The organism is Bacteroides coprosuis, from assembly GCF_020741705.1.
In the GTDB taxonomy this organism is placed as follows: domain Bacteria; phylum Bacteroidota; class Bacteroidia; order Bacteroidales; family Bacteroidaceae; genus Bacteroides_E; species Bacteroides_E coprosuis.
This window is the reverse complement of record NZ_DYYK01000089.1, coordinates 1-18,744: the sequence shown is the minus strand read 5'-3', so window position 1 is coordinate 18,744 and position 18,744 is coordinate 1. Positions and strand designations below refer to the sequence as shown.

Below are 18,744 nucleotides of genomic sequence, written 5' to 3'. Positions count from 1 at the left end.
ATACCAATCTTTTTATCCACAAAATAATATCTTTATCATGACACCGACATGTTGTTACGATGACACCGACATGATGATGTTTTGACACCGATATAACGTCTTCATAACCCTGATCTAAAAACAAATCATTTTTAAACGTATTTTTATACAAAAGAATAAATCACTAAGCACAAAAAAAGCACCCCATTTCTGGAGTGCTTTTTTCATAAATATAGTGTAGTATTTTCGCTTATAAATTCAAGTTTGGATTGGCCTGAATAGCCTCTCTAGGAATAGGAATAGTGTAACGCGTATCGTTTTGTTTCAAGATATACGTTTCACCCTCTACTACCTTTTTAATCTCTGGACGAGTGGTACGACGAAGGTCGAACCAGCGATGTCCTTCTAGTGCTAACTCACGAGCACGTTCGTCGTAAATGAATTGAAGTAAATCTTTCTGACTGAACTTACTTATATCCGTTTTCACACGAGCAATACCCTCAGCAGTATAGCGTTTATTTACTAGTTGTAGCAAGAATTTCTTCGCTTTGTCGAGCTCATTTAGTTGAGCAGCAGCCTCAGCAGCTGTTAGCACCACTTCTCCCAAACGGAATGAGCAATTGAATTCGTTCTTACCACCTTTTATAGACTTACGCAGTCCAGTCTCCTCATCAGGTTGAGAAAAGTATTGGTTCAAACGCAAATCATCTTCAGCATAAAGAGCCACAAACTCGGGACGCAACACAGTGGCATAGTTTACAGGATTACTCATTACAAACTCTGCTGCATTGATATTTTCAGATGAAGTATAATGATTAGGGAGAACTGGTTTTTCGCCCGTTAGTTCTACCAATTTATAATCTGCCTTCATCACGCTTTCAGCCGCTGCCAAGGCATCTTTCCAATTATTCATATATAATGATACACGAGCCTTCATAGCATCTACAGTAGTAGTATTGAAACGATAAGAAAACTTATCTTCCCATTTTTCTACATTGATATATTCTGAAGCTGTATTGATATCTTTAAGAACAGCATCAAACACTTCGCCTACCGTATTACGATAACGTACTTTTTCGGTATCGGTATCCAATATTAACGGAATGGCTTTAGCATTGCTTGCACCATCTACCGAGTAAGGCTGACCATGTAGGTTGACCAATAAGAAATGCATATACGCACGTAGCAAATACGCTTCTCCAATCAATTGATTTACTACAGCAGGATCTTTAGACTGAATAGTACTACCATTATCAATTACTTCATTGGCAATATAGATGACGTGGTAATAGTTTTTCCAGTCGAAATGCACATCACTTGTTTTGATAGAATTATCATCCCAAATCTGAAGATAACCATAAGAGTTTAAATCATATTGGTTGTCTGCCACCTGCATTTCATCCGAACGGAAGTTTGCCATACCTCTATCACGAGGTATAGTATTATAAGCTTTTGCTAAAAGAGCTCTAAACTCATCATCCGTTTTAGGTATAACCTTTCCTACTGGTTGAATATCCAGAAAACTATCACAGGAAGTCATTCCAAATGCCAATAGGCAAAGTAGAGAGAATATATATTTCTTCATTGTTTTCTAATTAAAAGGATAAGTTTAAATTAAATGTTACCGATTTTGGCATAGGTGCTGCATACGGATTACTCATTGACTCTGGATCAATATAGTTTTTGTAATTCGCTCCAAAGACAAGTAGGTTTCTTCCTTCTAGTGCTACCGACGCTGTTTTTACACCTACACGTTTAAGCAAGGTTTCGGGAATACGATAACCGATACGAAGGTTTTGCAAACGGATATAGCTCAATTTTTTCACCCAGATATCTAAGTTGTTATAAATATCAGCACGACCAGAGTACCATTGATTTTCCATATCTCTATGCTCTGCTGCAAATAGTGCAGGAAGGCTTGTGTTTGGATTATCAGGAGTCCAACGGTTTAGGATATCTTTATTTGCATTACGTCCACGGTCATAATTTATTGCATCATAAGAAGGTTGAGTGCGTACATGACCACCGAAATTGTATGCAAAGTTGATTGATAAATCCCAGTTTTTATAAGTAAAATTGTTGATGATACCACCTGTATAAGGAGGTTCTGATGTACCAATATAGGATTGGAGTTCGCGTTCTTCTTTAGGTGTAACATCTGTACCAATGATACCCCATTCTCCTTCTTGCAAACGGTATAGTTCTTTCAAAGTAAGTTTATCGCCTTTTTTGTCTACAAATAAAGGATAACCATCTTCATCTAGTCCCGCTGTTTTGAAAGCAAAGATAGCACCTGCTGGATAACCTTCACGACTAGGAGTTAGTGAGTGTTCGGCTACGGTTTCTCTCAACACCTTATTATTATTGTAAGAGAAGTTGAAATTGGTTTCCCAAGTAAAGTTCTTTGTTACAACATTCTTAGTTGATAAAGCCAACTCTACCCCTTGGTTGGTCATACTAGCCCAGTTGATTGTAGAAGATACGAAGCCCGATTCCAAAGGCAACATTTGCAAACCAATCAAATCTACACCCTTACGGTAGTAGTAATCTAGGCTCATATTAATACGGCTATCTAATACAGAGAAATCAATACCGGTATTGACCGAGTGTGTCTTTTCCCATCTCAATTTTGCATTAGGAGCCGAATCCACACCAATCATGTGTTCTGAACCATCAGGCAAGATAGAACCTACAGTATAATTACCCACTAAGAAAGGAGAGGTATTCTTATCAATATTTCCTTGAAGACCATAAGAAGCACGAAGTGCTAGATTATCAATCCAAGTAGCTGAAGCCATAAAAGATTCATTGGACATTCTCCACAATCCACTTACCGAGTAAAGTGGTAAGTAACGATACTTCTTAGACACTCCGAATAAGTCGGAACCATCCATACGCACACTACCCCCTAGCGTATAACGTTGTTTGAACGAGTACGACATAGTAGAGAAGAAAGATGCATACGCATTTTCTTGATAAGTCTTCGTATGTAAAGGGTATCTTCTAGCCTTATCTTCATCGGGGAAGATAATCGGTTTTGTAGTCAAAGTCTTTCTATCATAACCATAACCAGCACTAAAAAGAGTTTCATACTTGGTCTTTCTCAACTCTGTACCTGCCATAACTTCTAGTTCGTGGTTATCGCCAAACTGGTTGCGGTATTCTGCCATAGCCTTCCAAGTCATTTGAGAGTTCGTATTCTCATAAGCCTTGTGCACACCACCCTCAGGAATGAAGTAAGCATACTTTTGAGTTTTAGGATCGTAGTACTTACTGTTTTTACGAATATTTCTCATGGTATAACTTTCACCATCGGCAATTTGCTCTTTAGAGGTTTTATCGTTTTGCAAGCCCAATTGAGAAGTTATCTTGAAATGATCATTTAAACGAAATTGAAGATCTAAAATAGCAGAGATAGAATTAATGGTTTCTTCATTAGAAGTATTCGCTCTCTCTTCAAAGATATTAAACCCTAAATCGGTATCCGAGTTGTTTTGGATATCGAAGTCATATACATATTCCCCATTTTCATCACGAGGACGAAGGTATGGGTTGGCTCTTCTGGAATAGTAAAAAGGATTTGTCAAACCTGCTCCATCCGATAGATAAGTTTTGTTCTTTCTACGGTTTGCAAAGATAGACGCCCCTACCTTAAACATATTATTTATGCGGTAGGTAGTTTTACTAACCATATTCAGACGAGTATTTTTTACTCCGTGCACATTTCCATTTTCCTCATTGAAGCCCAATGAGTTGTAATAAGTTACTTTTTCGCCACCTCCTGAGATGTTGACGTTGTACTCCTGATTGAAAGCATCTCTAAACAAGATTTTCCCCCAATCGGTATTGGTATTACTGAGCAGTTCTAGTTCACGCGCAGCTTCGGGTGTTAGTGCAGATGCACCATTGCTGATATAATCTTCTACCAACCCATGGCGATTTAGGATTCGGTAAACCTCTCCTTTTTCTTTGTACTGATTAAACGGACTTCTAAGCAAATCCTTCTCCAAACCTACTTTTTCTTCGCTATTCATCAAGTTCAAGCGACTAGTTCCTAATCGAGGAGAATAAGTAAGACGAGTAGAGAAGTTCACTCTAGGTTTGCCCTGCTTACCGCTCTTGGTAGTAATTACAATTACCCCATTGGCAGCACGAGCACCATAGATAGCCGTAGCTGCCGCATCTTTCAATACCGTGATATTTTCAATATCGGCAGGATTAATACCCGCGATAGAAGATTGGCGAAGGTTATCAATATCTACATTATCGTGCTTTGGAATATCTGTCCCCTCCAATGGAATACCATCAAGCACCCAAAGAGGGTCTTGCGTACCATTTAAAGAAGCAGTACCACGAATACGTATTTTCATAGGAGCACCAGGAGCACCCGATGTAGAAGATACCTGCATACCCGCAATCTGACCAGCTAAAGCTTGATCGACACTTTTCACCGAACCGAGCATAGCATCAGATAGCTCAACCTTGGTAACTGCTGCCGTGAGCTTTCTCTTTTCAATCGTTTGGTATCCTGTAACCACCACAGCATCTAGCATAAGAGATGAGGGTTGCAAAATGATATTGTAGTGATCTTTACCAGCTACAAGAGCTACTTCTTGGGTAGTATGCCCCAAGTAGCTACAGAAAAAGCGATTGACACCTTCGGGTACAGAAAGGGAAAAGTTTCCATCGACATCTGTCACAGAACCCTTCACACTATTGGCAGCACCAGCCTTTTCCAGATCCTTAGCATCTAGAAATACAGTCGCACCAATCAACATAAAACCATCTTCGGCAGAAGTTATGGTTCCTTTTATTATGCGATTAGCTGCACTAGCCCCAAAGGCTGTGCAGCATAATATTAAGAATGATAGTAAATATTTTCTCATGATTATTCTAATCCCTAATTGATTTTTACCCTAGTATTATTTTAGACCTAGGGCAGTGTTGATACGTAAAATTAAATCTTGGTAGTGATATTGTGTGGCTATGTCGCTGGTGTTGACTCTTCTCTCTAGAAGTTTTTTCACACGCATCAATTCTCCACGTTTTACAGAAATAGCATCAGAGATTCTATTAAGCTGAGAACCGTAGAAATCGAGTGTTCTACCCGCAGCCATATTCGAACCTTTGAATGATTTCATAGCAAACTCATCGTGACTACAGAATGGAGTTTGGTGATCAAGCAAGAAGTGATCATCTGTCATGTTCTTACTAATCTTCACCCCTTCTGATTCTGCTGCTGCTGTAATAAGTGCATCAACAAAACCTTTCTGAAGATTACGAGTCATTACATCTGTTTTACCCCCTTGCTCGGTTACTTTGAAAATGCTTTTGTGAAGCATATCCATCAAATCTACTGCAGTGAAAGCATGGCTACCGTTTGCCGATTCGTTTTCGAGCATACGCATTAAACGATTATTGGCTAGCAAATCCCAGAAAATGTATGCCTGAGCATTTTTCAACATCTTGTGAGGTGCATTTTCAATTATACCTACAGGAGTATCTCTGCGAAGGAATGTATATTGACCTATTTCATTATTGAACAACCACTCTGGGTAGCAAAGTACTTCGTCTAACAAGAACTGAACCGACTCTTTTTGTTTTTCTTTTTCAACAAAAGTATAAGTCTTCATGCCATCGCCTACAATGGTATTTTCAATATAAATACCTCCTACATTAGCCATAACATGGTATAAGAAATAGTTCCACTGGCTAATTACAGCATAGTACATACGAGAAGCCTCATCGTAAGTCTGACCTTGTTCGCCTGTTGTAGACCATTTCAAGATTTCGGGTACAATACGTTTTAAGTTGGCAATACCCAGTTTTGAAGATTTAACAGGATCATCACCCAAGTCTTCATTTTGAGCACGTGGATCAACAGCATCTCTAGGATCTTGAGCCTCTAGATATTTATACAAGCGACCCGTGTGTTGTTGTAGGTAGTTGTGAAGTTCGCCTTTTTCTGCTTCAGGAGTTTCAGAAGCATACCAACGGTAACCATAACCAATTGCAAAAATATCGTATGGTCCGATGTGTGGAGACATTACTTTTACACCATCACCAGGCTGAGCAACGTAGTTATAACGAGCATAGTCCATAATAGAAGAGGAAGTTGAATTCATCTTAGTCGTAAATTCTTCCGAACGAAGTTCATCAGTCTTATACGCCCAAGAACCCATCATATTATGACGAAGCCCAAGAGAGTGTCCCACCTCATGACAAGCCACAAAACGGATAGCATCTCCCATTACTTCTTCGGGCAACTCTGTACCACGTACCTCTTCACGAACAGCACCTGTTTGAATAGTGTTCCATTCTTGAATCATAGTAAGTACGTTGTGCCACCACATAATGTCGGCTTCCAAGATTTCTCCCGAACGAGGGTCTAAGATAGAAGGACCCATTGCATTCATCTTCGCCGAAGCAGCATAAGTAATCACCGAGTAGTTGATGTCATCCATATTGGCTGCTATGCTGTCAGTAATTTCTTTAGCAATAATTGCATTCTTAAATCCAGCTTTCTCAAAAGCTACTTGCCAATCTTCAACACCTTGTTTGATATATTTTCTCCATTGGTATGGCGTAGCTTGGTCGATGTAAAACACAATCGGTTTAGCAGGTTCTACCAATTGCCCCTCTAGGTAAGCTACCATATCTTCAGGCTTTGGCTCTAATCTCCAACGAGTAACAAACTCTTTCTTTTCTAGCTTTTGTTGTTTATCGCTAAAGCTCAAAAATGGAGTGGTAAAGTAACCTACACGTTGATTATCTAAACGACCTACCATAGGAGTTTTGGGTAATAGCAATATGGTAGAGCTCACTTCAACAGTGATATACACGCTCTCCATACCCTCAGAAACCTTAGTCGTTAGTTCGGAATAAGCCACCACGTTGTTTGAGTAAGATTTAATCTCTTGAATCTTGCTCAAATCCTTGATAGCAGATGTGCCTAGATTGATATTGGTAAATACATTGTTGATACTAGTTGAAGTACCATCATAAATGTCATTAACCTTAATGACAGCCGTTGTAGAGTCGTTGTTATAAGCTTCTACTTTGAAAGAAGTAATTAGTGGAGAGATAAAGTTATCTTCAACCGACTTTCTGATAGCATCTTTTTCGGGGGTAATAGGCAATGGACGACTCTGGCGAACCATCAATTGGTTACCTTCTTTGTTCCACTCAAAACGAATCATATTGTTTTCGTAGTTCACACCACGGTTTACACCCGCATCATTCAATTCAGCTGGCACACGTTGCAATTTGTTTACAACAAGAAGGTCTCGCCCCATAAGGTCCATAGGTACTTCAAAATAGAAGTCTTTACCCTTCTTGACCACATTAAACAGGCCTTCTTTCTTAGTGGAACTACCCACCAATTCGTCATACTTTTTCTGAGTTGACTCTTCCTTTTTACCTTCTTCTTTCTTCGATTTTTTATTCTTCTTTTTCTTCATCAACTCCACTGAGTCGACTTTGTAGCTTGGAGCAGAGGCTAATATTGGGGTTAAAGATGGTGTTAAAAAAAGCGAAGTGGATAATAGTAGTAGTTTTGATTTGTTATACATACGATCTACGGTCTATATTTATTCTTGATTTATAATATTTATGCGTATTACTTATTTACAGGGGTGCAAAAGTACCGAAGAATACCCAAATTAGCATACCATTTACACTTTTTTAATATATTATAATATGCTAGGCATAATGCTTGTTTCTTCCTACTTTTGGATTAGTAATCAATAAATAACAGACAAATTGTTATCAAAATGTCAGTTTAATATTCATACAAGAAAAATACAAAGGAGAGTATTTACAAGAATGTAAATTTATTCAAAAGATTCCCTAAAGAACAAATTGAAGCACAAAAGGAGATGGAATACTTTTGCTTTTAAAAGCACAACTCACTGATAACCAAAAAGTCCTTCAACCACGCAAAACAACACGGATTAATAAAAAGAACACCCCTATCCGTATATTCATACAGTACCCCCCCAATAGTTAAACCTTTTATAAGTTAAAAAAGGAGATCAAGATAGGGCAGACTACAAACAGATAGTTAGCAACTTACTCTCTATTATTCACAGAACTAGGAGCTTATTATTTGAATTATTTAACACTCTGCTCCTCTCTAAAAGGCTAAATTTTACTCACTTTAGAGTGAGAAAAAGGGGAAACTACCCTGAAAGTAATTTCCCCTTTTTCTTGTTTCTCGTGAATAGACCTGGAAACTATTATCTTGAAATTCACCTGCTGCCCAACAGCTTTTAGTTCCACCTCTTAAAGATTTTCATTCCCAGTCATCTAGCTCTTCATCAATCACCTTTTGAGCCTCAGCTTCGGTAGGAAAAGGACCTTTATTCATCCAAGCATAACTATTGTAGCGGAAGTTAAAACGTCCTATTCCGTAGCCCTCCCCATCTTCATTGTGCAACACTTGGTAACGCTCGGGTAGAGATTGGAAGTGAAACGGCTGTACATAAATGGGGAGAGATGTCCAATCCACATCTTCAGCAATTCTTAGTTTCTTCACCTTGGCAAATCCCTCATACTGCCCCTCCTCCAAATCAAAAATAGCATGAAAGGGCAATTCCATCCAACTGCTGTAAAAGGGTTCTCCCTTTTGTGCATCCTCCCTCACCTTAGGATTGAAGCAACTCAATGCCTCATACACCTCATCCGACGGAATGAAATAAAAAGGAATTCGACACTTCGTCTCATTCTGGTGTGCCATTCGGCGGTATTTATACCCTATAATATATCTTTTCATAGCTCAAGCCTCATTAGATATTTATACCTCAAGATAGAAAATTATATAGGATTACAGAAAAAGAGAGGCATAAAAAAAGCCAACTGCTTTCGCAATTGGCTAAATGATCAGGTTTATCTATTTTCTTTGTATTTATTAAGATGTGTTAGCCACTTCCAAAGTATCAGTGGAATACGAGTTGTATGCTTCCATGCAAAGTTCTTTTTTAGACAAGCCTTAAAGCCAGGAATATAATCTTTATAGCCATAATATTTACTATAAATATACCCCTCAAATGAACGCCAAAAAGAGACTTGCTTTATCATCTTACCAAGCTCTTCATCAGGAAAGAATTTCTTGAACTCAGCATCCATATAAACTTCCTTCAACTGACGATCTAAAGATTGACGATAAATCATTCCACCAGGATGTTTGCGATATACACTCATATTATCGTGCATGCCCCATACTTTACCTAAACTAGCTGCCACCAGACACATAAAAATATCTCCATAAATTACTTTAGGATTATATACGTTGGACGTATACAAGGAATCTTTTACTACACTAGTTCGCATGAACATTGAGGCAGTAGGAATATAACATCTACGATATAATTCTACAATAGAATATTGACGGTCTTCTATATGAGCAAATACCTCATCCTTCTTATAACCATCAGTCCATGTCATCATAGCATTATGAAAACACATAGAGTAATCAGGATGCGCCTCCATAAAGTCCACTTGCTTCTGTAGTTTGTTGGGATCTGTCCAGTAATCATCGCCCTCACAAAGAGCTATATATTTGCCTTGAGCTCTAGGAAACTGAATCGATGCCCAGATTTTCTTTCCTTGAGAGTATTGATTTTCTACCTGCAATATAGATTTAAAAATATGAGGATATTCTTGCTCATATTTCCGAATTATTTCTTGAGAATTATCTGTTGAGGCATCGTCATGAATTAAAACCTCAAAAGGGAAATTGACTTTCTGATTAATAAAACCACGAAGACAATCTTCCAATAAGGGAGCATGATTAAATACTTGACACATAACACTCACTAAAGGCTCTTTATTGCTCATTCTTTCATTTATTTTAAAACTGACTCAACAAATCTCTTTGTTACTATTATCTCATTATACTCCTTTGCATTAGCTATCACGTTATCTCCAACAAAACAACTAACATGATAATCGACTAAATCATTCCCTGTCAAAACAGAAAAAGCTATACCTGCCGAAAACCTTGGATTAAGATCAATCAAATAATATATACCATTAACTGAGATAAACTCCATATTAATACAACCATTAATATTCAACTTATCAGCGATATAGCATACTAATTGTTTCAGCTTTTCATCATTTGATAATTGTATAGTTAACCCTGCACCATTCGCAGTCCTTAAGAGTTCTTTTCTAGGAATAACAATTGTTTTACAAGAGTTCGCCTGCCTTACTACATCAACAGTAAAAATAGAACCTACTATTTTCTTTTGAATGATATAATGAGGCTTCTCAAGAATTAAACTTAGCTCTTGAGCTGATGATATGGAACTCAATCCTTCACTACTTCTCCCTTTTTGAGGTTTAGCAATATAAGGAAAATCATAAAAGTGGGTACAGCTTAAGTTGTCATTTGTTGAAAAAGAAGGAATAGAAGGAACATTTTTATCCTCCTTAAAAAACTCATAAAGAGAATACTTATTACGAGCAATAGAAATAGCTTCTATAGAAGACAAACCTATTGTAGCTTTTCCAAAGCTATCTCTCCTATCATTTAAACAATCAACCTCTACATCTGTAAGAGGAATTATTAAATCTATATCATTCTTTGCAACTATTGATTGAAGTTTATCTATATATTCATTTGAAGTAGCTAAAGGTACCTGATAAAAAAGGTCACACAAAGATGTTTCATAATGCCAATCACCTGGATAAATATCACACCCCACAACAAGGCATCCTCTTTTTTTTAAAGATTCAATAACACATTGAGCTGACATAGAGCCTATGGCTGTAACCAATACATTCATTTGCATTTATAAGTTTATATTATTTTAAGGAAGAATCTCTCTCTCCCTTCAGAATAAGAAGAGTTTACAATATGAAAACCTTTTTTAAGGTATAAGTTAAGGGCAAATTTATTATTCGTATGAATTGTTATATTTTTGATCTTTCTATCACAACAGAAATTAATATAAAAATCGATTAAACTATTTGCGATACCTCTTCTACGAAATTCATCTTTAACACTTAGTACTGAACAATATGCAGTATTAGTATCTAAATTATTGGCATAAAAGCATATTACACCAGCTAAAACCTCATCAATAAAGTAAGCATACACATTTCCTAAGAGCAATATCTTTTTTACAAACTCTTCTAGTTTAGAATGTGATGACAAAGCTGGATTAAAGTCATAATTCACTTCTTTCAAATAGTTTAAGAGCAATAGCTTATCGCTTTTTGTATTCTTGAACACTCTTATCATGTAGGCTCTTATTTTTTAATTACATGCTTTATTCCATCATTCAACAGAAAGCCAGAGCGTTGCTGAACAACATCTAGTGATGGCATTGAGTTTATTTCTACAACTTTAAAACTATCAGCTGTTATGGCTATATCCCAACCCATATATTTCATAAAAGAGTATCTATTACACATTTCGAGAATAACACAACTCATTTCTTCAAAGTGAGGTATATTTAATCCAGTTAAAAGAATATGTGAATTAGGATGTATGATATTTTCCATGTATTTATCTCCATCTCTGTCTGTTTTCACTTCTCCACAACCAGTCAGTTTGCCTGTTTTTACATCTATGAAGCTCAAAATAGCATTTCCGCCTCCTATATTATCAACAACACTATTATTACATCCAAATCTATGGAATCCACTATGTATGCAAAACTCTTTTGTTCTATAATCCCAATACGTCAATAGTCTAATTGTGTTTAAACTTGAATCATTTAACTGAGATGAATAATCATGTTGCTTTATATATTCTATAAATATGTATTGATTTAGTTTTGCTATCCTTGTTTTTAATTTAGACTCACTACATTCTTTATGATTGATAAAAAAAGAATGATTTTTATATTCAAAACAATAGAAGCCATTACCACCTGAAGAGTGGGTGTGCTTAGCTGCTATTTTCTTATTTTCACGTATCAATTCAACGACTTCTTCAATAGAAGCATATTGACTGCTTTTTCTATCCCAAATATCTAATTTCAAAAACCCTCTTTCATCTTTAAAAAGATAATATTTAGGTAAATAAGCTTTGTATTCATGAAGGAAAAAAGGCAACCAAAGTTTATTATCAATAATAGAAGTATAAGGTCCATTATAAGGATGATTCAACCAGTAGTCTCTATCACTTAAAAAATCTTTATAATTATCTTTCGTAATTCCACATATATCAATCGTTGCCGCAAAAAAACCATGGAAATTATTCCAAAGAGAGCCAATTCTATTATTCTTAGATTCTCGTAAAAATCTTTTTTGAGCTCTAATTTTGATCTTGATCTTTTTTAAAATATTCATTCGATCCTATTTTCTTATAACCTTTATTACGCGTTCAATATCTTTTTTACTTAAGCCTGCATGCATTGGCAAACAAATTACCGAGTTTGCTATTTGGTGGGCTATAGGTAAGTTGGCTGGATTGGCTGAAGCCAATCCTCTATAGGTAGAAAACTCACTAATCAATGGGTAAAAATAGCGACGACCTAGAATGTTTCTCGACTTCATGATCTCATATAAATCATCACGGCTTAGTCCATATTCTGCTTTATCTATAAAGATGGGAAAGTAAGCATAGTTGTGTTTTACTTGCGGTAAATCGCACATACAACGAATGCCTTTCACATCTTTCAAGCCCTCTCTATAAGCCTCAGCTACACATTTACGACTGGCTATTGCGTCATCTACTTGTTTTAAATTGAGCAAACCATACGCAGCACGGATCTCATCCATTTTACCATTGATACCGGGAGCAACTACAGTAGTTTCATCTTCAAACCCAAAGTTCTTGAGGTGGTCAATGCGTTTCTTCATCTCTTCGCTATGACAAATCAATGCACCACCTTCTACTGTATTGTACACTTTAGTAGCATGAAAGCTTAGTGTGGAAATATCACCTGCATTCAATACTGATTCTCCTTTTACATCCACACCAAAGGCATGTGCAGCATCGTAAATTACTTTTAGATTATACTTATCGGCTATTTCTTGAATGCGCTGTGTATCACATGGGTTGCCATAGACATGCACGGGCATAATAGCTGTTGTTTTTGGAGTAATAGCAGCTTCTATTTTGTCGGGATCCATGTTTCCTGTACGAGGATCTATATCTACAAATACAGTTTTAATATCATTCCACCACAAAGCGTGAGTAGTTGCCACAAAACTGTAGGGGGTTGTAATGACTTCTCCCGAAATACGAAGGGCTTGGAGTGCCACCATTAGAGGTAGTGTACCATTGGTAAACAAACTGATATAGGGTACTTTTAAGTACTCACACAATGCCTTTTCTAACTCTTGATGATAGTGTCCATTGTTTGTAAGCCACTTTCTATTCCAGATATCCTCAAGATAAGGGATAAATTCTTTTAAATCGGGAAGCAGAGGAGATGTCACAGTGATCGGTTCCTCTTCTTCGTGTTTTGCTGTTATCAAATTTTTGAATGCAGCTAGTAAGTTATGATATTCCACTTTTTTATAATTTCTCTTACCTATTTCCATACATATCTTCATAATACTGCTCGTAGGCACCCGAGGTGATATTGTCCATCCACGCTTGGTTTTCGAGATACCATTTCACAGTTTTTGCTATGCCCTCTTCAAATTGTAGGCTGGGTTCCCAACCTAATTCATCTTTTATTTTGGTTGAGTCAATAGCATAGCGGAGGTCGTGCCCTGCTCGATCTGTTACATAGGTTATTAATCCATCGCTTGTTCCGGCAGCATGACCAAGTTGCTCATCAACAGTTTTAATAATTACCTTGATGAGGTCGATATTCTTCCATTCATTGAAACCTCCGATGTTATAAGTTTCGGCTATTCTCCCTTGATGAAATACCAGATCAATAGCTCGGGCATGATCTACTACATAGAGCCAATCTCGCACATTTTCACCTTTTCCATATACGGGTAGAGGTTTTTTATGACGGATATTATGAATGAATAATGGAATCAGTTTTTCGGGAAATTGATAAGGACCGTAATTATTGGAACAGTTACTAATCACTGTAGGCATGCCGTATGTATCGTGATAAGCACGCACAAAATGATCACTACTAGCCTTGGATGCTGAGTAGGGAGAATGAGGGGCATAAGGGGTTGTTTCGGTAAAGAGTGTATCGTCAAATTCTAATGCTCCATATACCTCATCAGTTGAAACATGATAAAACAACTTATCTTCAAAATCTTCTCCCCATACTATTTTCGCAGCTTGTAGCAAAGTAAGTGTACCCATTACATTGGTTTGAGCAAAGGTAAAAGGGTCTTTGATGCTTCGATCTACATGAGATTCTGCAGCCAAATGAATTACGCCATCTATCTGATACTCTTTAAAGAGAGACAGCATGCGTTCAAAGTCACAAATATCGGCCTTTACAAACTGATAATTGGGCTTATCTTCTATATCTTTTAGATTGGCTAAGTTTCCAGCATACGTTAGCTTATCTAAATTTACAATCTGGTAATCGGGATATTTATTTACAAATAAGCGGATTACATGCGACCCGATAAAGCCTGCTCCACCCGTTATCAGTAAATGTCTTTTGTATGTTTTCATGGTTATCCTTATTTTTTGCTAGCCCTCTCTACTAATTTCAACAAGTATTGTCCATACTGGTTTTTACTCATGGGCTGAGCTACTTCTCGGAGTTTTTCTACTGAAATCCAACCATTCAGGAAAGCGATTTCTTCTAAACAACCTATTTTTAATCCTTGTCTTTTTTCTAATACCTCAATAAAAGTGGATGCTTCTGAAAGAGAATCGTGTGTTCCTGTATCTAGCCAAGCAAAACCTCTGCCTAACTTTTGTACATAGAGTTCTTCACTTTCTAAAAAAGCTTGATTGACGGTGGTAATTTCTAGTTCACCACGAGCGGATGGTTTGATTCCTTTGGCTATCTCTACTACTTTATTGGGGTAGAAATAAAGACCCACAACCGCATAGTTTGATTTAGGCTGTTTGGGTTTTTCTTCTATACTTAAAGCCCTGCCTTCTTGATCAAATTCTACGACACCATATCTCTGAGGATCATCTACCCAATAGCCAAATACAGTAGCTTTCTTTTCTTCTTTTACGCTTTTCACCGCAGTAGCAAGCAACTGAGTAAAGTAGCTACCATAAAATATATTATCACCTAGCACTAGGCATACATCATCCTCTCCTATAAACTCTTCTCCTATGAGGAAAGCTTGTGCCAAACCATCGGGAGAAGGTTGTTCTGCATAAGAGAATTCCACTCCATAATCAGATCCATCACCCAGCAGTCTTTGAAACCCAGGCAAATCGTGTGGAGTAGAAATGATAAGAATCTCGCGAATACCCGAAAGCATCAATACCGAAATGGGATAAAAAATCATCGGTTTATCAAAGATGGGTAGCATTTGTTTACTCACACCTTTGGTTATGGGGTATAAACGAGTTCCTGAACCTCCTGCTAATACAATTCCTTTCATAATTATCGTTCTATAATGTCTATCTTAATTTAAAAGAAAGTAAGAGGCACTTACTGCACGGAAAGAAAATCTTTATTTATCCATTTTCATTGCCATTTTCTTTCTGATTAGCTACACATCTTTACCCCCGTATAGGATAGTGTTATAATGGGGTATTCATTATAAATGCAACTAAGTAATTGCTATAGACTTTTAAAATCATACAAAATTACTACCTATCAAGGAGTATAGCAAAATTTAAACTCTTTATTTGATGCCTCAATATGGACATATTCAAATAAATACAACCCCTCTTCTACTCTTAAAGCTATGGATATTAAAGCACTCTTTACGTGTGGAACGAAGGCAAACATCCTAAACTAAACCAGACTACTCTATTTGCATTTTTCAAAAAGGAAGTAATCTGATCTTTCTTTTTAGGGATCATTTTATCAAACTAAAACTGATTTTATCGATTGAGATAAGAGACTGTCTTACAAGGGTAAGTATATATCATGACACCGACATGACGATACGATGACACCGACATGAGGATACGATATCGGTGTCAGAATAAAACGACGTGCTTTTAAAAAACCAGATTTAGTATTGCTACAAGCTCCAGATAAACTCTTATTCAGCTCAATAGAAATAGAGAAAGAGCCTGAGAATAGGATGATTTTTTAATGGTGGTTTTTAACTCTTTATCCCTCTCATTTTTAACATAAAAAGAAAAAATGTATCATTTAAAACACTTACCTTTCTACCCGAATAATCAACCTATTATCTCCAATATTTACTCAATACAAACTAAATGGAAAAAATTTGTCAAAGTTGTGGCATGCCCATGCATACAACCGATTTGATGGGCATCGATGCAAATGGATATAAGAATGAAGACTACTGCATTTATTGTTATGAAGAGGGCGAGTTTATACAAGATTGCACTATGGAAGAAATGATAGAACACTGTGCCGACTTTGTTGATGAATTTAATAAAGAGAAGACAGAGCCTATCACTCGTGATCAAGCTATAGCGCTAATGGAGGCACAATTTCCAACTTTAAAAAGATGGAGATGATTTATAGATTTTAAGGTTTTACTTGTAACGAAAAAGGTGTATCTCTTATTAGAAATACACCTTTTTTTATATCTATTGCAGATCTTACTCAAATAATCCGTTGATCAATTCTTCTTTCGTAATACTATCTGTCTGAGCTTTCATATTGGCAACAAACTCCAGATTGATAGAATCTTGGGCATACTTCTGCGTTAAGCGATTGTATTCTAAGCTGAGCCTCGTACTATCATTCAGCAAGAAATAGACCAAGCACACGCTCAACTCATCGGTCAATTGATTTCCTTTTCCATTAAGGATTCCTCCTTCGAGCAATTTAAGAGCTGTGTTGTAATAAGATTTCGCTTGAACAGAATCTTCTCTCCAATCAAAAAACATCCCCTTGTAAACATAGGGATCGGGCATTTCGGTATTGAGTGCGATAATCTGATCGTAGGTATGGGCTACTTCATCGTATTTTTTAAGTAATATCTGTGCTTTAGCTATATTATAATAAATAAGTTCATAGTGTTTATCCAACTTATGGGCTTGCTGAAACATAGCATAAGCCTTGGCTACAGAGTCTGTTTGATCAGCAAACTCCATCATCAATTCATACCCAGCATTATTTAATCTTATAGCCTCATTATTAGTTACATATTCACTAGATCTATCTTGCTTTTCACTCTTCTTTCCCCCTCCACAAGCCACTAAAAAGAATAGTGCGAGAAGCAGGGAGGAGTAAATCTTATATCTTTTCATAATCGTATTCTAAATCTAAATTAGTAACCAAAGATAGGGATTTTTTACTCAAAAGAGATACTTTAACCCCTTTTCCATTTCATTTTGATCTATATATAATTGATATTTATTATTTATGTTACAATATTAAGAATAGCTTATCTAAATGAAATACAGTTTGGTTTGTGTAGCAAGATGCCACAAAAAAATCCTCACCCTAAAAAAAGGTTCAAAATAAAATAGATTTAGGACCAATGTATAGCCTTATAATAAGCAGCAAAGATGAATTCTATTCGATTTTTAAAAAGTATCCATGATATAAATAATGAGTAAAATCAAAAAGTACCCTCCTACTCTCCTATTTATATAAGAGAAATGTATGATGTCTTTAGACTAAGGATGAAATCTATCCACTAAAAATGGTCCTATCGAATGGGCTGAGAAAGATAGCTTCGCTAATAGAATGTGCTATACCCTGCTCTACCTCATCATTACATGATATTAATTTTTAGCGATTTAGAAGATTTATTAATAAAACAAACTACTATTCTTATGCGTTTATAATTCTGAAGCGGAAAAAATATCTTTTAAAAGACAATCGGCTTTTAGTCGATTCATTGACCAGCTTTATGGGTAGACTAAAACGAGATGACTCTACCTTTCATTTGAAATTATAACATTACGATTATGAAAAAGACCGTAACTCTATTTGCTTTTTTACTCTACACAACTGTAGTAGTATTTGCAGGAAAGATTTTCACGAAAGATGTAATTCATCTTCCTCAAACGGCACAAACATTCATCTCAACTTACTTTGGAGATTTAAAAATTCAAAAGATTGAGATTGAAGATGAGATTTTCGAGTCCAAAACTTTTGAAGTAGATTTTACCAACGGGTACGAAGTTAAGTTTGATAAAAACGGAGAGTGGTATAAAGTAGATTGCAAGCGCGACGCTGTTCCGAGTGCCATTGTTCTGGAAGATATCATGAACTATGTGAAAGAAAACTTTGAACAAGACTACATCACCGAGATTGAAAAAGAAAGAAATGGATTCGAAGTAGAACTCCAAAGTGATATTACTATAAAATTCAACAAACAAGGGGAATTCAAGAAATACGATTAACCCCTCCTGTTTCAATAGCTTAAACTAAAAAAGAACTCAGGATAGAGTGAGATTTAATCTCTTCGCAGCTTGAGTTTCTCAAAAGAACCCAGCCTTTTAAACCGCAGTTAAAGGTTGGGTTCTTCATTAACTCCTACTCACCTACTGCCACCCACCAAGCATCTATCCTGCCCTACTATTCCCGGTTTCTAATAAGGAACAAAGAGTAGAAAGTTTATTACCCTTTTGGATAAAAAAGCAACAAAAGACTTCTTTTAAGCAAATAAAAGAATGGTTGATATTGAAATCAATACAATAATTTGTATCTTAAGTTGACATACCAAATCAATCATATTATACTATGCGAACTGGGATTTATTCTCTTTTCTTTTTATTCCTTTTTTCCTTTAGCAGCTGTAGATACAGCGAAC

General features: G+C 36.4%; 14 protein-coding genes. 2 read left to right on the top strand and 12 right to left on the bottom strand.

All coding sequences use genetic code 11. From position 1 onward, the window contains the following. Positions 1-229 precede the first annotated feature (229 nt). The 11 genes from K8V80_RS05345 to rfbA form a co-directional block, all read right to left on the bottom strand. A complete protein-coding gene (locus K8V80_RS05345) occupies positions 230-1,564 on the bottom strand; it encodes a RagB/SusD family nutrient uptake outer membrane protein (RefSeq protein ID WP_006745287.1) in 1,335 nt (444 codons plus the stop codon). 10 nt (positions 1,565-1,574) lie between these two features. Continuing rightward, positions 1,575-4,865: a SusC/RagA family TonB-linked outer membrane protein gene (locus tag K8V80_RS05340; RefSeq protein ID WP_276775920.1), complete on the bottom strand. Its 3,291-nt coding sequence runs from the start codon at positions 4,863-4,865 to the stop codon at positions 1,575-1,577. A 36-nt stretch (positions 4,866-4,901) separates the two neighbouring features. Further along, complete coding sequence (locus K8V80_RS05335; RefSeq protein WP_276775918.1) at positions 4,902-7,550, bottom strand: zinc-dependent metalloprotease; 2,649 nt, start codon at positions 7,548-7,550, stop codon at positions 4,902-4,904. 722 nt (positions 7,551-8,272) lie between these two features. Next, positions 8,273-8,752: a hypothetical protein gene (locus tag K8V80_RS05330; protein ID WP_006745290.1), complete on the bottom strand. Its 480-nt coding sequence runs from the start codon at positions 8,750-8,752 to the stop codon at positions 8,273-8,275. 113 nt (positions 8,753-8,865) lie between these two features. Continuing rightward, a complete protein-coding gene (locus K8V80_RS05325) occupies positions 8,866-9,816 on the bottom strand; it encodes a glycosyltransferase family 2 protein (RefSeq protein ID WP_276775916.1) in 951 nt (316 codons plus the stop codon). An 8-nt stretch (positions 9,817-9,824) separates the two neighbouring features. After that, complete coding sequence (locus K8V80_RS05320; protein ID WP_276775914.1) at positions 9,825-10,775, bottom strand: ATP-grasp domain-containing protein; 951 nt, start codon at positions 10,773-10,775, stop codon at positions 9,825-9,827. Between the two features lie 8 nt (positions 10,776-10,783). Continuing rightward, entirely contained in the window at positions 10,784-11,227 is a 444-nt protein-coding gene (locus tag K8V80_RS05315; RefSeq protein ID WP_276775913.1) for a GNAT family N-acetyltransferase, read from the bottom strand. A gap of 8 nt (positions 11,228-11,235) precedes the next feature. Further along, entirely contained in the window at positions 11,236-12,282 is a 1,047-nt protein-coding gene (locus tag K8V80_RS05310; RefSeq protein ID WP_276775911.1) for a sugar-transfer associated ATP-grasp domain-containing protein, read from the bottom strand. Between the two features lie 6 nt (positions 12,283-12,288). Beyond that, complete coding sequence (locus K8V80_RS05305; protein ID WP_276775909.1) at positions 12,289-13,494, bottom strand: DegT/DnrJ/EryC1/StrS family aminotransferase; 1,206 nt, start codon at positions 13,492-13,494, stop codon at positions 12,289-12,291. Continuing rightward, complete coding sequence (rfbB, locus tag K8V80_RS05300; RefSeq protein ID WP_276775908.1) at positions 13,469-14,536, bottom strand: dTDP-glucose 4,6-dehydratase; 1,068 nt, start codon at positions 14,534-14,536, stop codon at positions 13,469-13,471. The genes K8V80_RS05305 and rfbB overlap by 26 nt, the downstream gene beginning before the upstream one ends. An 8-nt stretch (positions 14,537-14,544) precedes the next feature. Continuing rightward, on the bottom strand, positions 14,545-15,432 hold the full coding sequence (gene rfbA, locus K8V80_RS05295; protein WP_006745297.1) for a glucose-1-phosphate thymidylyltransferase RfbA: 888 nt from the start codon (positions 15,430-15,432) through the stop codon (positions 14,545-14,547). A gap of 793 nt (positions 15,433-16,225) precedes the next feature. On the opposite strand from rfbA, the gene K8V80_RS05290 reads away from it, so the two are divergent. Further along, positions 16,226-16,492 (top strand): zinc ribbon domain-containing protein, encoded by a 267-nt coding sequence (locus K8V80_RS05290; RefSeq protein ID WP_006745298.1) that lies wholly within the window; start codon positions 16,226-16,228, stop codon positions 16,490-16,492. 84 nt (positions 16,493-16,576) lie between these two features. Here the strand turns inward: K8V80_RS05290 and K8V80_RS05285 are convergent, their stop codons facing one another. Next, the gene (locus K8V80_RS05285; protein WP_276775905.1) at positions 16,577-17,230 is read right to left on the bottom strand and encodes a tetratricopeptide repeat protein; all 654 of its coding nucleotides are present in this window, start codon (positions 17,228-17,230) and stop codon (positions 16,577-16,579) included. A gap of 666 nt (positions 17,231-17,896) precedes the next feature. On the opposite strand from K8V80_RS05285, the gene K8V80_RS05280 reads away from it, so the two are divergent. Then, positions 17,897-18,334, top strand: coding sequence for a PepSY-like domain-containing protein (locus K8V80_RS05280; protein WP_006745300.1), 438 nt, complete (start codon positions 17,897-17,899; stop codon positions 18,332-18,334). The last annotated feature ends 410 nt before the right edge of the window (positions 18,335-18,744 follow it).